This window comes from Caballeronia sp. DA-9, assembly GCF_051615025.1.
In the GTDB taxonomy this organism is placed as follows: Bacteria; Pseudomonadota; Gammaproteobacteria; order Burkholderiales; family Burkholderiaceae; genus Caballeronia; species Caballeronia sordidicola.
This window is the reverse complement of the sequence record NZ_CP195133.1, coordinates 3,116,972-3,132,544: the sequence shown is the minus strand read 5'-3', so window position 1 is coordinate 3,132,544 and position 15,573 is coordinate 3,116,972. Positions and strand designations below refer to the sequence as shown.

Below are 15,573 nucleotides of genomic sequence, written 5' to 3'. Positions count from 1 at the left end.
CTCATCTTGAAACCTGAAGGAGAAAATGATGGCATTAGCCAAGAAATCCGTCGCAAAGAAAGCCGCAGCAAAACCCGCTGTCAAGAAGACGGCTGCCAAGAAGGCAACGGCAGCCAAGAAGGCCCCCGCAGCCAAGAAAGTAGCCGCGAAGAAAGTTGCAGCCAAGAAAGTCGCAGTGAAGAAGGTCGCGGCCAAGAAGGTTGCAGCGAAGAAGGTTGCCGCCAAGAAGGCGCCTGCGAAGAAAGTTGCAGCCAAGAAAGTTGCAGTGAAGAAGGTTGCAGCGAAGAAAGCGCCGGCGAAGAAGGCTGCTGCCAAGAAGGCGCCGGCCAAGAAGGCTGCCGCTAAGAAGGCGCCTGCCAAGAAAGCGCCTGCGAAGAAAGCCGCTGCCAAAAAGGCGCCTGCTAAAAAGGCTGCTGCCAAGAAGGCGCCTGCCAAAAAGGCTGCCGCCAAGAAGGCTGCGCCCGCCAAGAAGGCTGCCCCTGCTGCGAAGAAGGCCGCGCCTGCGAAGAAAGCTGCCGCTCCCGCTTCTGCCGCAGCGCCCGCTGCAGCACCGGCTCCGGTTGCCAAGAAGGCTCCGGCCAAGAAGGCTCCGGCCAAGAAGGCTGCCGCTGCGAAGAAGACGACTGCTGTAGCACCGGCAACGACGGCAACGACCCCCGCAGCGCCGGCTCCGGCTGCAACGGTCAAGACGGCGTTGAACCCGGCGGCTGCATGGCCGTTCCCGACGGGCAGCCGTCCGTAAGCGCAGGTGTAACGCAGTACCTCGACACACACAGTGTGTCTCGCGGCCGTGTAATGCTACGCGGTCCAAACCCGCTGCCGGTTCATATCGGCGGCGGGTTTTTTATGAGCGCAGCAAGCGGACGAAAAAAACGCATGGACCTGAATGGGACCCATGCGTTTTCTTTTGCAGCGCCGGCACGATGTGTTTCATCGTGCCGATACATCCAGAGTTCAGTGCGTCACACGCGTCACGCCACCACTGGATAACAAGCGGACACGCTCGCCCGCGCGGAATACTTCGCCCGTTGCCGTTTGCGTGATCGCGCGCATGTCGCCGTTATCCAGGCGGACCGTGATCTCCAGGCCGTTCTGCGACGCCACGCCGTTTTCAACCGCATTGCCCGCCACGGCACCCGCGATACCGCCAACAATACCCGTCAGGATGGAGCCGCGTCCGCCACCGAGCGCACTGCCGGCTACCGCACCGAGTGCACCGCCGCCGATAGCGCCAAGCCCGCTCGGCTGGCCGTTGTTCGAGCTGATCTTCACGCCGCGTACGCTGTCGACTGTTCCCATGCGGACGGTTTCTTCACGTTGCGCCTGCGACGCGGTGTACACGTCTGGCGAGCTGCTGTTATAAGCGCATCCCGTCATGGCGACGGTGCTTATCAGCGCTGCTGCCAGCGCCATTCGACTTGTCATGTTCATTTCCTGCTCCTGCTCATTTACCGCCGGCTGCCGCGTGCGGCTGGCAGCCGGCTACATCGTGTCATTGCTGAAGCAGCGTGCGGCCTGCTTCATTTCGCCTTCGTTACCTGTGATGCCAAACCGTATTACTTCAAGAACTTCAAGATCTCAGAGCGCCGACCCAAATGCCGACTGAAAACGCTCGGCAATCTCAGCACGCGTGGGCGCGTAAGTTTGCGGTCCTTGATGTTCGATCTTGAGCGCACCCATCAGGCTTGCGAGACGTCCGGTCTTCGCCCAGCCCAGCTTGTTCTCGATACCGTGGAGCAAACCGCCGCGGAATGCGTCGCCGCAACCGGTTGGATCGACAATTTTTTGCGCCTTCACCGCCGGAATTTCTTCGATACCGCCAGCGTGCAAAATCTGCGCGCCGTGCTCGCCGCGTGTGATGATCAGTGCGTCCACGCGGCTCAGAATTTCATCGATCGACCAGCCGGTCTTGTTGCTCAACAATTTCGCCTCGTAATCGTTGACCGCCACGTAAGTGGCAAGTTCAATCATGCGACAAAGCTCTACACCTTCAAGAATCGGCAGGCCCTGGCCTGGATCGAACACGAACGGAATGCCCGCGGCCGCCAGTTCCTCGACATGCTGGCGCATGCCGTCGGCGCCATCGGGTGCGACGATTCCGAGCGTGATTTCCCGGGCTTCTCCGGCGTGATTCAAATGCGAATCCATCATCGCGCCCGGATGGAAGGCGGTGATCTGGTTGTTCGCCAGGTCGGTGGTGATGAAGCATTGCGCCGAGTGCTGGCCGGGCAGGACGCGTACGTACTCGCGCGACAAACCAAGTGCATCGAAACGATCGAGATAAAGCTGCGCGTCGGCTTCACCGAGCGTTGCCATGATCTTTGCGTCGCCGCCGAGCAACTGCAGCGCGTAGGCAATGTTGCCTGCGCAGCCGCCAAAGTTGCGCCGCATCGTGGGGACGAGGAAGCTGATATTGAGCTGATGAACCTGGTCCGGCAGGATGTGGTCGCCGAAGCGGCCCTGGAACGTCATGATGTTGTCGTAGGCGAGCGAGCCGCAGATGAGCGTAGACACTGGCAAGATCCCTGAAAATGATGGGTAAAAGCACGCGCGGTTGGCATTTCCTGAGCACCGTGCATGCCCGGTTAATGGCGCTGCGCATTCGTCGCGTCGCGCGGTGTTCGACGCCACGAATGCACGTGCTGCGGACTTCTGACTAATAGAACACTGGGCGCTTGCCCGGTAAACGGGACACGCCGCAGATTTATTCATTGCCGGCGAACGATGCGCACGTTCCGCCGGCGTCCTGCAATTTCTACTGCTTACTTCAACGCTGCGAGCGCCGCATCGTAATTCGGCTCGTTCTTGATTTCCGGCACGAGCTCGGAATAAAGCACCTTGTCGTTTTCATCGATAACCACGACCGCGCGCGCCGTCAGGCCGGTCAGTGGACCGCTCGTTACATCGACGCCGTATGCCTTGGCGAAATCATGGCCGCGGAACGTTGACGCCGTCACCACGTTCTCGATGCCTTCCGTCGTGCAAAAACGCGTCGCCGCAAACGGCAGGTCGCCCGAAACGACCACGACGACCGTGTTGTCGAGGCCGGCCGCGGCAACATTGAATTTGCGCGTGGAGGTGGCGCACGTGGGGGTATCGAGGCTCGGCACAATGTTCAGCACCTTGCGCTTGCCGCTGAAGCTCGCCAGCGTCAGGTTGCCGAGATCCTTGCCGACCAGCGTGAAATCGGCTGCTTTTGCGCCGGCGGTCGGGAACGTGCCGGCGACTTCGATCGGCTTGCCGCCGAGGGTAACTTGGCTCATGTCTACTCCAGAATGGGTCTGATGTTCAGGGATTGAGCGCGTCGTCCAGCCTGAACGGTCGGGCGGCGCGCACGGAGACAACGACTAGCTAAGAGTGAAAAATGAACGCGGGTGATGCCGCGTCACGGATAAAAGATCTGTACACGATAATTCGCCGCGACGGCGTCGCCGGTATCGAGCCGAACAATGACCTGTTGCGTACTGCGCGCTGCGAGGCCGATGCCAATCTGGGTGCCCGGGCGCGCATAGTCCTGCGGCCAGAGCACGCGGCGGATCGCGACGTTGTTCTTGTCGTCGAGCAGCGTGAGTTCCAGCGCCGGATATGCGATGGCGAGATCGAAGCGATTGCGCAGCGACAGTTTCAGTTCGAGTTTGTGCGATCCATCCACCTGGCGCAGACCTGAATTCTCGATCTGCAATCCATCGATATCACGCGGCGGCGCAACCACGCAGCCAATCTGCTCGCACGCTTGCGCGAACAGCGGCTGTGATGCCGGCCAATACACCATGACGGTTTCGCGCTGCCACCACGCGACTTGCGCGGCGAGCGCGACCAGCAGCACGAGCGCGATCAATGAACCGATGATTTTCCACACCATCCCTGAGCGCGCGGCGGGACGTGTTTCGCGGATCACGGGGAAGGGTTCAGCGGGAGGAGGGACGGCCGACGCCGGACGGCCGAAACGCGGTTCGGGATCGGTATCGGCGAAGGGATCAGCACGGCGATCGTCCGTGCCCCAGGCTGCAGATGGAGGCTCGGCGTGCCGTGGCGCCGGCCTTTCCGGTTCCGCGCGCGGCGCTGTCCGGCCAACGAACGGTTCGGTACGCGGCTCTTGCCGTGCATCGTTTTCCGGGCGACCGATAAACGGGTCGGCGCGCCTTTGCGATTCGGAGTCAACGCGGCCAATGGATGGGTCGTTGCGCGACGCGGCGCTTGCTTCGGCTTGAGCGCGCGGACGGCTGACCGCCTGCCACGGAGATTCGGCGCCGCCGTCGCCGGGGAAATCACTCGCTTCGCGCGCGCGGGACGACGTTTGCGCTTGCGTCGACGCCAATCCGGCAAACGGCTCTTCCTGCGGGACGACGTGCTTCGGATGGACGCCCGCTTCAGCGTCCGCCTGCGGGGCGAGCGCGGTATCGGGAATGAACGGGTGCAGCGGAATGCCGAGCGCCTCATTCCTGCCACCGGCAACTTCCGCGCTCGATTTTTCCGCCCATGGACTCGCCGGGTCCACGCCGTAGTTCGGCGTGGCGGCGGCGCGCGCGGTCATGGCGATTGCGTCGCGGTCGAACTGGTAATGCGCGGCATCGAAAATTTCCTGGCAATGTCCGCAGCGCACGCGGCCGTCGTGCGGCGCGAGCAGATGCGGGTCAAGGCGGAAAACCGTATCGCAGTGGGGACAGCGTGTAGCCAGCGCCATGGTTAGCCGAAGGCCAGAGGCCGGTAGATGGACGATGGCGCTATTCTAAAGGCTTTCGCGGCGGGTACCGGCAAGACATACCCATCCTTCATGTTCACGCCACACGCTGATGTCGATCCAGCGCGCATACACGGCGGCAACTTCGTCGGCCTGACGCGCAAGAATGCCCGACAACGCAATGCGTCCGCCCGGTTTCACGCGTGATGAAAGCATGGAAGCCATGAGCTTCAGCGGGTTTGACAAGATGTTGGCGACCACGATGTCGAACTGTCCTTCGGGCAGGTCGGCGGGCAGACCATAGGTCACTTCCGCATGATTGCGCTCGCTGTTCTGGCGCGCGGATTCGACGGCTTGCGGGTCAATGTCTATACCGATCACCGGATTTGCGCCGCATTTCCTCGCAAGAATGGCGAGGATGCCGGAACCGCAACCATAGTCGAGCACGGACTGGTTTTCGAAAACCGATTGCTCGATCCACTCCATGCAAAGCCGCGTGGTCGGATGGCTTCCGGTGCCGAACGCCAGACCGGGATCCAGTTCGAGTACGAGCGCGTCCGGATCGGGCGCGGCGTGCCACGACGGCACGACCCAGATCCGCTTGCCAATGGGAATCGGGTCGAACTGGGATTGCGTGAGACGTACCCAGTCCTGGTCCTCCACATCGCGCAACGCGAACGCCGGAATGTCCGGGAGGCCGATTTCGTTGGCGGCGGCCGCGAGCAGCACGGCGGGGTCGGTATCGTCGGCGCCGTTGCCGAGAAGCGCAACCACGCGCGAGCGCTTCCACGCCTTCTGGTCCGGCGTGAGGCCGGGTTCGCCGAACAGGGGCTGCTCATCGGGGGTATCGGCGTCGGCGTCTTCCACCGATACCGACAGTGCGCCCAGTTCCAGCAACGCATCCGACAACGCTTCCGCGTGTTCCCGGTCCAGCTCGGCGATCAATTCCCGGTAGCTCATCTCTTGCTGCCTTGACTTTATGCTGCGTCTTCCGCGGCGACGGCGGCTGCCGCCTTGCGCGCGGCGAGCTTGTTTTCGAGGTAATGAATGCTCGTGCCGCCTTCGACGAACTTCGCGTCGATCATCATCTCGCGATGCAGCGGGATGTTGGTCGAGATGCCCTCCACGACCATTTCCGACAACGCAATGCGCATGCGGTTGATCGCCTGCTCGCGCGTCGCGCCGTAGGAAATCAGCTTGCCGATCATGGAATCATAATTAGGCGGAACGAAATAGCCGTTGTACACGTGCGAGTCGACGCGAATTCCCGGACCACCCGGCGCATGCCACGACGTAAGCCGTCCCGGCGACGGCGTGAACTTGAACGGATCTTCCGCGTTGATCCGGCATTCGATCGCGTGGCCGCGAAACTGAATGTCCTTCTGGCGGAACGCGAGCTTTTCGCCGGCGGCAATGCGAATCTGTTCCTGCACAATATCCACGCCCGTGATCAGTTCCGTTACCGGATGCTCGACCTGCACGCGCGTGTTCATTTCGATGAAATAGAACTCGTTGTTCTCATACAGGAACTCGAACGTGCCCGCGCCAAGATAACCCATCTTCTTGCAGGCGTCGGCGCAGCGATCGCCGATCCGGTCGATCAACCGGCGCGCAATGCCCGGCGCCGGCGCTTCTTCAATCACCTTCTGATGACGGCGTTGCATGGAACAATCGCGCTCGCCGAGCCAGATCGCGTTACGGAACGAATCGGCGAGAATCTGGATTTCGATATGCCGCGGATTCTCCAGGAATTTTTCCATGTAGACCTGCGGGTTGCCGAATGCGCGGCCAGCTTCTTCGCGGGTCATGTTTACCGCATTCACCAGCGCCGCTTCCGTGTGCACCACGCGCATGCCGCGCCCGCCGCCGCCGCCCGCCGCCTTAATGATCACCGGGTAACCGATCGAGCGGGCAATCTTCACGATTTCCTTCGGATCGTCCGGCAATGCGCCTTCCGAACCCGGCACGCACGGCACGCCGGTCTTGATCATGGTCTGCTTGGCGGAGACCTTGTCGCCCATCAGGCGGATCGTTTCCGGGCGCGGTCCAATGAACGTGAAGCCCGACTGTTCCACGCGCTCCGCGAAATCCGCATTCTCCGAGAGGAAACCGTAGCCGGGATGAATGGCTTCGGCGTCGGTGACTTCGGCTGCGCTGATCAGCGCGGGCATGTTGAGGTAACTGAGATTGGACGGAGCCGGTCCGATACACACGGCTTCGTCGGCCAATTTCACGTACTTGGCTTCCTTATCGGCTTCCGAATAGACGATAACCGTCTTGACGCCGAGTTCGCGGCACGCGCGCTGGATTCGCAGCGCGATTTCGCCACGGTTCGCAATGAGGATTTTTTCAAACATAGCAAGGTTTCGACTCATCGATGGATCGCCGGGACTCGCGTCCGTGGCGCTCCTGGGAGATCGGCGGCGCGTCTCGCCTGATGTCTGTATTAGAGACGTGGCGAGCGCCCGGGCGCTGCGCTTCACCGGGCGCGCGAGACATCTGCGGCGGCTTCCGGTGAGACATGGAAAATCAGTCGCCGATCACGAACAGCGGCTGACCGTACTCGACGGCCTGACCGTTCTCGACCAGGATTTCCCTGACCACGCCCGACTTGTCCGATTCGATTTCATTGAGCAGCTTCATGGCTTCAATGATGCAAAGCGTCTGCCCTTCCTTGACCGTGTCGCCCACCTGGACGAACGCGTCGGCGCCCGGCGATGGCGCGCGGTAGAAAGAACCGACCATGGGCGAAGTGACCACGTGACCTTGCTGCACGACGGGAGCCGGCGTGGCCGGCGCGCCTGCTGCAGCGCCGCCGCCGTTGCCTGCGTCGGGCTGGCTGTATTGCGGCGCCTGGCCGCCCATCTGGCCTTGCGGCATGTATTGCGGGGCCTGCATGTAGACCGGCGCGGCATTCTTGACGATGCGAACCTTGCCTTCGCCCTCGGTCACTTCGAGTTCCGAGATACCGGATTCCGAGACGAGGTCGATCAGCGTTTTGAGTTTACGAAGGTCCATCGAAAATTCCCCTTTCAATGCTTGGTGACCGGAAGCGTTTTCCGGTGCTTGACTTGGTTTTTGGGTGCCGCTGACGGGCGCGTCATCTGATGTTGCAGATGCTGGCTCCTCGTCACCGTGTGCGGGCGGTTCTGATCCTGCTAGCGGGTCGCGGCTCAAGCGCGCGTCTTCAAGGCGATGCGCTCGAGTGCGAAGTCGAGCGCATACAGATAGCCTTTCCATCCGAGGCCGCAAATCACAGCTTCGGCCAGATCGGAGAAGTAAGAGTGATGCCGGAAAGCTTCCCGCTTATGGACGTTTGACAGATGAATCTCGACGAACGGCAGCGCCACGCCTGCGAGCGCATCGCGAATCGCGACGCTGGTGTGAGTGTAGGCAGCCGGATTGATCAGCACGAAGTCGACTTGTTCGGTCCGCGCCTGCTGAATGCGGTCGACAATTGCGCCTTCGTGATTGCTCTGGAACGACGACAATTCCGCGCCCGCTTCCTTGGCCTTTTCTGCCAGCGCCTGATCGATCTGCGCGAGCGTGACGCGGCCGTAGACATCCGGCTCGCGGGTGCCAAGCAGATTTAGATTCGGGCCGTGAAGCACCAGCAGTCGGGACATAGGGGTTTGGTTTATGCGGAGTTGGGCGCACTTTAGCGCCCTTTAGAGAATTTTGTCTAGTTTTACAACGTCGCACGGCTACCCGACTCGGGGCTGGCGCATGAGTATGCGGACATTTTGCATGCATTTTCGGGCAAAGTGCGCCGAATTGCCTCTATCTTCCCGTGAATCGTTTCGATTTGTACCTGATTAAGCGCGGGGTTTACAGGCTGTCCAGCGCCGCTTTCAGCTCTTTGGGATCGACTTCGCCGAGTTTGGTCGACCGGATCACGCCTTTCGCATCGATTACAACTGTGAACGGAAGCGCACCCGCGTTGTTGCCAAAACTGCGCGCGAGGTCTGCGCCGCCGAAGCCAGCAATATAGATAGGGTAATCAACAGGCACTTTTTGAAGGAATGCGTTCACATTCTTTTCGGAATCCACGCCGAGCCCGATAAACGTGATGCCTTTCTTTTCATATTCCCGGTGCAGCGCCGCGAGATCGGGCATTTCCTTCACGCAGGGGCCGCACCATGACGCCCAGAAGTTCACCACCACGGGTTTGCCTTTGAACGACGCCAGGCTTTGCTGCGTGCCGGCGGCCATTTGCAGTTGCTGTTTCCAGAGTTCGTCGACGGCATTGCCTTTCGCCGGCGCCGTCATGGCGGCTTCGCTCGGGCTTCCGCCCATGATCAGGCGGCTTGCATAAAAGCCGCCGCCGGTCGCCGCGATGGCGACAATAAGGGCAGCAACAATGCGCGTGGGTTTCATAATGATGTGGCGGGTGTGGAAGGGGGTTCGTCCAGCAGCGCCTGCACTGCCGCGGCGTTTGCGCGGGCGAGTTTGCCGCGGCCGTCGGCGCGTACGGCGCCGCGCAGGTCGTTTGTATCGTAGAGCGCGATGTGCAGGCCCATCGGGTCTTCGTCGCGGGACGGGCGGGTGAGGAAGCTCAGCGTTTCCACATAACCGCGGCCGGCGAAGTGGCGCGTCTCGGAGACATCGTATTGAATGTTCGCGTTCAGCAGATAGATGGCGACTTCCTTCGGGTTATCGCAGAAACATTGCAGGTGGATGTCCGAGTGTTCGCCTGCAGTGCCGTTCAGTACCGCGCCGGTGACGTATGGATTGAAAGATTTCAGGCGATGCATCCATTCGAGGGCGACTTCGCGCATGCGGCGCAGGACGGCGGGCTGGCTTTCGCTTTGAAAGATCGCCTGATATTCACGGATTTCTTCTTCGATCTGCGTGTTATCAGGGAGCCATTCGCCCGCGACGCGCGTTTCGCCGATTACCTGGCGAGCAGCCTTGCGCTTGGCGGTGGAATAGTCGAGGCCATCTTCTGCGATCATTCTCGCCGCCGCAATGGCGATTTCCTCGCGGACGCGATGTGGGTCGAAATGAGGTTTGCGAATCATTCTGGGATGATACCGGAAGGGGCCGGCGCTGGCGCTTTGGACGGAGGGTGGGGTGGGGGGGGCCTGCTTTTTGCGCCTGCGCGCGGTCCCTGTTTGTTGGTCCTCTTTAGCACTGTTAGCCACTGTCCGTGGCGGGACTTCATTTCTTTTTCCAACGGCGAAAAAGAAACGAAGCAAAGAAAACGCCTTCCAACCGCTAATTCTTAAGGAGCCCGAGCGTGCACGGACATCTGCTTGGGACTTCAAAAGAACGCTCAGCGTAAAACCCCGGACAGTTGAACCCCTTCCCCTTCGGCAACAGATACCCACACGCTTCGCCACCAGTGTGAGTAGCCGTCAAACCGGAAAGCGCGGCGCGCAGCGCGCGCCCATTTGCGTGCTTGCACGCAAATGGGGTGTTTGGCCGTACTGGTTTCGTGGGCTTGTGTGCTTGCCCGAGAACACGGGTGGCGAAGCGTGTGGATGTAGGGGTTCGGAGGGGAAGGGTTTCAGGTGCTGTTGGTTATGGCGTCGAGGGTTCTTTTGAAGTCCCAAGCAGATGAAACTGCACGCTTGGTCTCTTTAAGAATTAGCGGTTGGAAGGCGTTTTCTTTGCTTCGTTTCTTTTTCGCCGTTGGAAAAAGAAATGAAGTCCCGCCACGGACAGTGGCTAACAGTGTTAAAGAGGAACACCGAACAGGGACCGCGCGCAGGCGCAAAGAGCAGGCCCCCACCCAACCCGCCCCCAGCGCCAGCGCCCCCAAAACCCCCTAAGCTACAATATCCCCCCGGGCACCGGAACCTCCCCAACCCCCGGTGCTAACAAACGTCTATGCACATTCACATCCTCGGCATTTGCGGCACATTCATGGGCGGTCTCGCGGTCCTCGCGCGAGAAGCCGGACACCGCGTCACCGGCTGCGACGCCGGCGTCTATCCGCCAATGAGCACGCAGCTCGAAGCGCAAGGCATCGAATTGATCGAAGGCTACGGCGTTGAGCAGATCGCGCTCGAACCGGATCTCTACGTAATCGGCAATGTGGTAACTCGCGGCAATCCCCTGATGGAAGCCATCCTCGACCGCGGCCTGCCGTACACCTCCGGCCCGCAATGGCTCGGCGAGCACGTACTCAACGGCAAATGGGTGCTCGCGGTCGCCGGCACGCACGGCAAGACCACCACAAGTTCCATGCTCGCATGGCTGCTGGAAGACGCGGGACTCAACCCGGGGTTTCTCATCGGCGGGGTGCCGCTGAATTTCGGCATCTCGGCACGGCTCACGGATTCAAGCTTCTTCGTGATCGAAGCCGACGAATACGACACCGCCTTCTTCGATAAACGCTCCAAGTTCGTCCATTACCGCCCGCGCACCGCGCTCCTGAACAACCTCGAATTCGATCACGCCGATATCTTCCCGGATCTCGCGGCTATCGAAACGCAGTTTCATCACCTCGTGCGCACCGTTCCTGGCATCGGCCGGATCGTGACGAACGGGCGCGAAGAGGCGCTCGAACGCGTACTCACGCGCGGCTGCTGGTCGGGCGTCGAACGCTTCGGCGTGCAGGGCGGCTGGGAAGCGCAGCCCGCAACAGAAGGCGTTCCCGCCGACGAACAATTCGCCGTCTACTGGGAAGGCGAGCGCATGGGCGTGGTCGACTGGCAAGTGCAAGGCGAGCACAATCGCCTGAATGCGCTGGCGGCCATCGCGGCGGCGCGCTCGGTGGGCGTTCCGCCCCCGCAGGCGGCTCAATCGCTTTCCACGTTTCGAAACGTGAAGCGCCGCATGGAAGTGAAGGGTAGCGTGGACGGCGTGACCGTGTACGATGACTTCGCGCACCATCCGACGGCTATCGAAACAACCGTGGCGGGCTTGCGCACACGGATTGGTGCGCAGAACCGCATTCTGGCCGTGCTGGAACCGCGCTCGAACACCATGAAACTCGGCACCATGAAGGCGCAACTTCCCGCCAGTCTCGCCGGCGCTGACCTGATTTTCGGCTACGGCGCGCGCGAAGGCCGCGACAAGCTCGGCTGGGATCTGCAAGCCGCACTGAACCCGCTCGGCGATAAAGCCCGCGCGTTCGACGACCTGGCGCTCCTGGTGAAGTCGGTCGTTGCAGCGGCAAAACCGGGCGACCATGTGCTGGTCATGAGCAACGGCGGGTTTGGCGGCGTGCATCAGAAATTGCTGGATGCATTGTCCGCGCGTCCTGCCACGAAGGAGCGTGAGTGATTCTCTATTTGCATGGCTTCCGGTCGTCGCCGCAATCGTTCAAGGCTCGATTGATGCGCGCGCGGCTGGAAGAGCTCGGACTCGTCAGCGAATGGTGCTGTCCGGTGCTGCCGGTTTCGCCACGAGACGCAATCGCGCTGGCTGAATCGCTCGCCGCGCAAGCTTCTCACGACGACATCACGCTGGTCGGCAGTTCGCTCGGCGGGTTCTACGCCACGTGGCTGGCCGAACAGCACGGCTGGCGCGCCGTGCTGCTGAATCCGGCGGTCGTGCCGCAGGAAGACCTGAGCGCGTACATTGGCGAGCAGCCATTGTGGCATGGCGGCGGAAGCATCGTGGTTGAACCGCGTCATATCGATGAATTGCGTGCGCTTTCCGTACCGTCCATCACGCAGCCGGAGCGCTACTATCTGATAGCCGCCACCGGCGACGAAGTCCTCGATTACCGCACCATGCTCGAGCATTACCCGGGCGTGCAGACCACGCTGATCCAGGGCAGCAATCACGCCATCAGCGACTTTTCCAGCTATATGGACGAAGTGCTCGCGTTCTGCGCAGCGCGGCCTCCGGCGGCAGCGGCCTGAAAAACGTCGAGCGCAGCATCCATTTTTCGTTGGCGTGGCGCTAAGGCGTCGGGGAACTTGCCCGAAACGCGCGTCATGTCGACCAACCGTCTTTCGAGAGTATTGAGTGAACGTTTTTTTCGAGGAATCGGGTAGTTTCAAAGCCGGCGCTGTGTTGTCGAAGGCGAACGATGCATTTCAGGTCGAATTGCCGGGCGGACGGCGCGCGAAAGTGCGCGCGAAAGACGTGTTGATCGAGTTCGATAAACCGAACGCCGCCGAATTGATGCAGCAGGCCGACGCCATTGCAAAGGACATCGATCTCGATTTCCTGTGGGAATGCGCGCCGGAAGAAGAATTCCCGTTTGCGGAACTGGGCGCGGATTATTTCGGCGATAAATTCGGCGCGACCGAACGCGCCGCGCTCGTATTGCGCATGCATGGTTCGCCGGTGTATTTCCGCCGCAAAGGCCGTGGGCAATATCAGCGCGCGCCGCAGGAACAGTTGCAGATGGCGCTCGCCGGACTCGAAAAGAAACGCCAGCTTGCGCTCGTGCAAGCCGGTTACGAAGAGGAACTGGTCGCCGGCAGATTGCCGGAAGCGCTTGCGGGCAAGGCGATTGGCTTGTTGACGAAGCCGGACAAGAATTCCATCGAATACAAGGCGCTCGAGGGCGCTGCGGCGGCTCGCGGCATTTCGCAAGCGCGGCTCATGCTGGAAGTGGGCGGCATTCCGTCCGCGCGTGCGTTGCACGAAGCGCGTTTCCTCTCCGAATTCTTCCCGCACGGGACCGGTTTTGCGCCGGTCGCGGTGCCGCCATTGCCCGACGATCTGCCGGAAGCAAACGTGCAGGCGTTTTCCATCGACGACGTCACCACCACTGAAATCGACGATGCGTTTTCCGTCGAACATCTCGCCGATGGCCGTGTCCGGATTGGCGTGCATATTGCCGCGCCGGCGCTTGGAATCACGCGCGGCGACATGATCGACGCGATCGCGCGCACGCGGCTTTCAACCGTCTACATGCCCGGCGACAAGATCACCATGCTGCCGGATAGCGTGGTTGAAGCGTTCACGCTCGCCGAAGGCGGGTTGCGGCCGGCGTTGTCGCTTTACATTATCGTGAATCGGGAAACGCAGGAGATCGTGGCCAGCGAAACGCGCGCGGAACGTGTGTTCGTGAAGAGCAATCTGCGGCACAACTATCTGGACGAACACGTCACCGAGGAAACGCTCGCGGCGGGCACGGGCGAATATCCGCACAAGGATGACATTGCGGTGCTGTGGCCGCTCGCGCAGGCGTTGTTCGAAAAGCGCCAGCAAGCGCGCGCGGGTTACGGTTTGCGGCGCGAAGTGCAGCGCAACAACGACTTCAACTTCTATGTGGAAGGCGAGCACATCACCATTACGCCGCGCCGGCGCGGGTCGCCGCTCGATTTGATCGTCGCCGAACTGGCGATTCTCGCGAATTCGTCGTGGGGCGCGTTTCTCAACGATCACAGCGTGCCGGGCATCTACCGGTCGCAGCGCGGTTTTGGCGCGCCGGGCCCGAAGCGCACGCGCATGCAGACCACGCCCGCGCCGCACGAAGGTCTGGGCGTTGCGCAATATGCGTGGAGCACGTCGCCGCTGCGCCGATACGTCGATCTGGTCAATCAATGGCAGTTGCTCGCGTGCGTGCGGCATGGCGTGACCGCAGCGCTCGTCGCGCCGTTCAAGCCAAAAGACGCGGATTTGTTCGCCGTGGTTCAAGGATTTGATGACCAGTATTCCGCCTATGCCGATTATCAGCGGCGCATGGAGTTCTTCTGGTGTCTGCGCTGGCTGAAGCAGGAAAACAGGAAGCAGGTTGCGGCGGCCGTGGTGAAGGACGACCTCGTGCGCCTCGATGAAATCCCGCTGATGCTGCATGTGCCGGGGCTCGGCGTGCACGCGCGCGGGACGAAGGTGATGCTGGAAGTGATGAATCTCGATGAACTCACCGTCGAGGCGTCGTGCCGTTTGCTGCATGTGATCGATGCGCCTTCAGGCGCGGCGGCGCAGCCGGAAGAGGCCGACGAAGCGGAAGAAGATCTGATCGAAGCCGAGGATCTGAGCGCTGAAAGCGAGGCCGAGGCGCAGGCGGAAGCAACGACTGAAGCGGCAGCGGAAGAGCCCGCGCCTACGGAAGAACCCGCGAGCGAAAGCACGCCCGATACAACGGAGCCCACGCAATGACATCGGGCGCCGCGAGCCGGGACGCGCGCCCGGTCGACCTATACGCCGTGATCGGCAATCCGGTCGCGCACAGCAAGTCGCCGTGGATTCATGCGCGCTTTGCCGAGCAGACTGGCGAGGCTATCGAATATGGACGCGTGCTGGGCACCATCGGCGCATTCGCCGACGATGTCCGCGCCTTCGTCAACGCGGGCGGGCGCGGCATGAACGTGACGGTGCCGTTCAAGCTGGACGCGCACGCGCTGGCCGACACGCTCACGCCGCGCGCAGCGGCTGCGGGTGCGGTGAACACGCTGGCGTTCAACGCTGACGGCGTGCTTGGCGACAATACCGACGGCGTTGGCCTCGTGCGTGATATCGAAGGGAATCTGAGCGTCGAACTGAAGGGCGCGCGCGTGTTGCTGCTCGGCGCGGGCGGTGCGGCGCGAGGCGTTGTGCTGCCCATGCTCGATTGCGGCGTGGCGGCGTTGACTATCGTGAACCGGACGGCGTCGAAGGCGCACATCCTGGTCGATCATTTCTCCGATGCCGCCCGCGCCGCGAACGTGCGTTTCTCGGGCGGCGGCGCGGAGAGCGTGGAAGCGGGCCTGTACGACGTGATCGTCAACGCGACCGCCGGCAGTCTGGACAACGCGCTGCCCACGTGCGACGACGCGTCGTTCGGTCCCGGCACGCTCGCCTACGACATGATGTACAGCGCCCAGCCAACCGTGTTCATGCGTCACGCCGAAAGCCTGGGCGCGCGCCCAGCCGATGGTCTCGGGATGCTCGTGGAACAGGCGGCGGAATCGTTTTTCCTGTGGCGCGGGGTGCGTCCGGACAGCGCGGCGGTGCTGCGGGCGTTGCGGCTGGAGTTATCGAAGTAATCCTGCGGAAGT

General features: G+C 61.7%; 15 protein-coding genes. 5 read left to right on the top strand and 10 right to left on the bottom strand.

Translation table 11 applies throughout. The features are described from left to right. Positions 1-28 precede the first annotated feature (28 nt). Positions 29-742 (top strand): histone H1-like repetitive region-containing protein, encoded by a 714-nt coding sequence (locus tag ACRWA7_RS30535; RefSeq protein ID WP_438394342.1) that lies wholly within the window; start codon positions 29-31, stop codon positions 740-742. A 212-nt stretch (positions 743-954) separates the two neighbouring features. On the opposite strand, the gene ACRWA7_RS30530 is transcribed toward ACRWA7_RS30535, so the two are convergent. The 10 genes from ACRWA7_RS30530 to ACRWA7_RS30485 form a co-directional block, all read right to left on the bottom strand. Then, positions 955-1,431 (bottom strand): glycine zipper 2TM domain-containing protein, encoded by a 477-nt coding sequence (locus tag ACRWA7_RS30530; protein WP_060858338.1) that lies wholly within the window; start codon positions 1,429-1,431, stop codon positions 955-957. 147 nt (positions 1,432-1,578) lie between these two features. Then, positions 1,579-2,514, bottom strand: a complete 936-nt coding sequence (locus tag ACRWA7_RS30525) for a carbohydrate kinase family protein (protein ID WP_438394340.1) — start codon at positions 2,512-2,514, stop codon at positions 1,579-1,581. A gap of 248 nt (positions 2,515-2,762) precedes the next feature. Further along, positions 2,763-3,263: a thiol peroxidase gene (gene tpx, locus ACRWA7_RS30520; RefSeq protein WP_060858336.1), complete on the bottom strand. Its 501-nt coding sequence runs from the start codon at positions 3,261-3,263 to the stop codon at positions 2,763-2,765. 122 nt (positions 3,264-3,385) lie between these two features. Next, positions 3,386-4,684: a DUF3426 domain-containing protein gene (locus tag ACRWA7_RS30515; RefSeq protein WP_438394338.1), complete on the bottom strand. Its 1,299-nt coding sequence runs from the start codon at positions 4,682-4,684 to the stop codon at positions 3,386-3,388. A gap of 45 nt (positions 4,685-4,729) precedes the next feature. After that, positions 4,730-5,641 carry a 50S ribosomal protein L11 methyltransferase gene (prmA, locus tag ACRWA7_RS30510; RefSeq protein WP_438394336.1) on the bottom strand — a complete coding sequence of 304 codons (912 nt, stop codon included), beginning with the start codon at positions 5,639-5,641 and terminating at the stop codon, positions 4,730-4,732. Between the two features lie 17 nt (positions 5,642-5,658). Next, positions 5,659-7,038 (bottom strand): acetyl-CoA carboxylase biotin carboxylase subunit, encoded by a 1,380-nt coding sequence (gene accC, locus ACRWA7_RS30505; RefSeq protein WP_060858333.1) that lies wholly within the window; start codon positions 7,036-7,038, stop codon positions 5,659-5,661. 172 nt (positions 7,039-7,210) lie between these two features. Further along, complete coding sequence (gene accB, locus ACRWA7_RS30500) at positions 7,211-7,699, bottom strand: acetyl-CoA carboxylase biotin carboxyl carrier protein (RefSeq protein ID WP_060858332.1); 489 nt, start codon at positions 7,697-7,699, stop codon at positions 7,211-7,213. A gap of 155 nt (positions 7,700-7,854) precedes the next feature. Continuing rightward, positions 7,855-8,307, bottom strand: coding sequence for a type II 3-dehydroquinate dehydratase (gene aroQ, locus ACRWA7_RS30495; protein ID WP_060858331.1), 453 nt, complete (start codon positions 8,305-8,307; stop codon positions 7,855-7,857). A 202-nt stretch (positions 8,308-8,509) separates the two neighbouring features. Further along, positions 8,510-9,058, bottom strand: coding sequence for a TlpA family protein disulfide reductase (locus ACRWA7_RS30490; RefSeq protein WP_438394333.1), 549 nt, complete (start codon positions 9,056-9,058; stop codon positions 8,510-8,512). Beyond that, a complete protein-coding gene (locus ACRWA7_RS30485) occupies positions 9,055-9,702 on the bottom strand; it encodes a hypothetical protein (protein ID WP_060858329.1) in 648 nt (215 codons plus the stop codon). Before ACRWA7_RS30485 ends, ACRWA7_RS30490 begins: the two co-directional genes overlap by 4 nt. Before the next feature lie 811 nt (positions 9,703-10,513). On the opposite strand from ACRWA7_RS30485, the gene mpl reads away from it, so the two are divergent. From mpl to aroE, 4 genes are all read left to right on the top strand, one after another. Next, the gene (gene mpl, locus ACRWA7_RS30480) at positions 10,514-11,914 is read left to right on the top strand and encodes a UDP-N-acetylmuramate:L-alanyl-gamma-D-glutamyl-meso-diaminopimelate ligase (protein WP_438394331.1); all 1,401 of its coding nucleotides are present in this window, start codon (positions 10,514-10,516) and stop codon (positions 11,912-11,914) included. Further along, the gene (locus ACRWA7_RS30475) at positions 11,911-12,498 is read left to right on the top strand and encodes a YqiA/YcfP family alpha/beta fold hydrolase (protein ID WP_060857978.1); all 588 of its coding nucleotides are present in this window, start codon (positions 11,911-11,913) and stop codon (positions 12,496-12,498) included. The genes mpl and ACRWA7_RS30475 overlap by 4 nt, the downstream gene beginning before the upstream one ends. Before the next feature lie 106 nt (positions 12,499-12,604). Beyond that, on the top strand, positions 12,605-14,695 hold the full coding sequence (locus tag ACRWA7_RS30470) for a ribonuclease catalytic domain-containing protein (RefSeq protein ID WP_438394329.1): 2,091 nt from the start codon (positions 12,605-12,607) through the stop codon (positions 14,693-14,695). Then, positions 14,692-15,561: a shikimate dehydrogenase gene (gene aroE / locus ACRWA7_RS30465; RefSeq protein ID WP_438394328.1), complete on the top strand. Its 870-nt coding sequence runs from the start codon at positions 14,692-14,694 to the stop codon at positions 15,559-15,561. The genes ACRWA7_RS30470 and aroE overlap by 4 nt, the downstream gene beginning before the upstream one ends. Positions 15,562-15,573 lie beyond the last annotated feature (12 nt).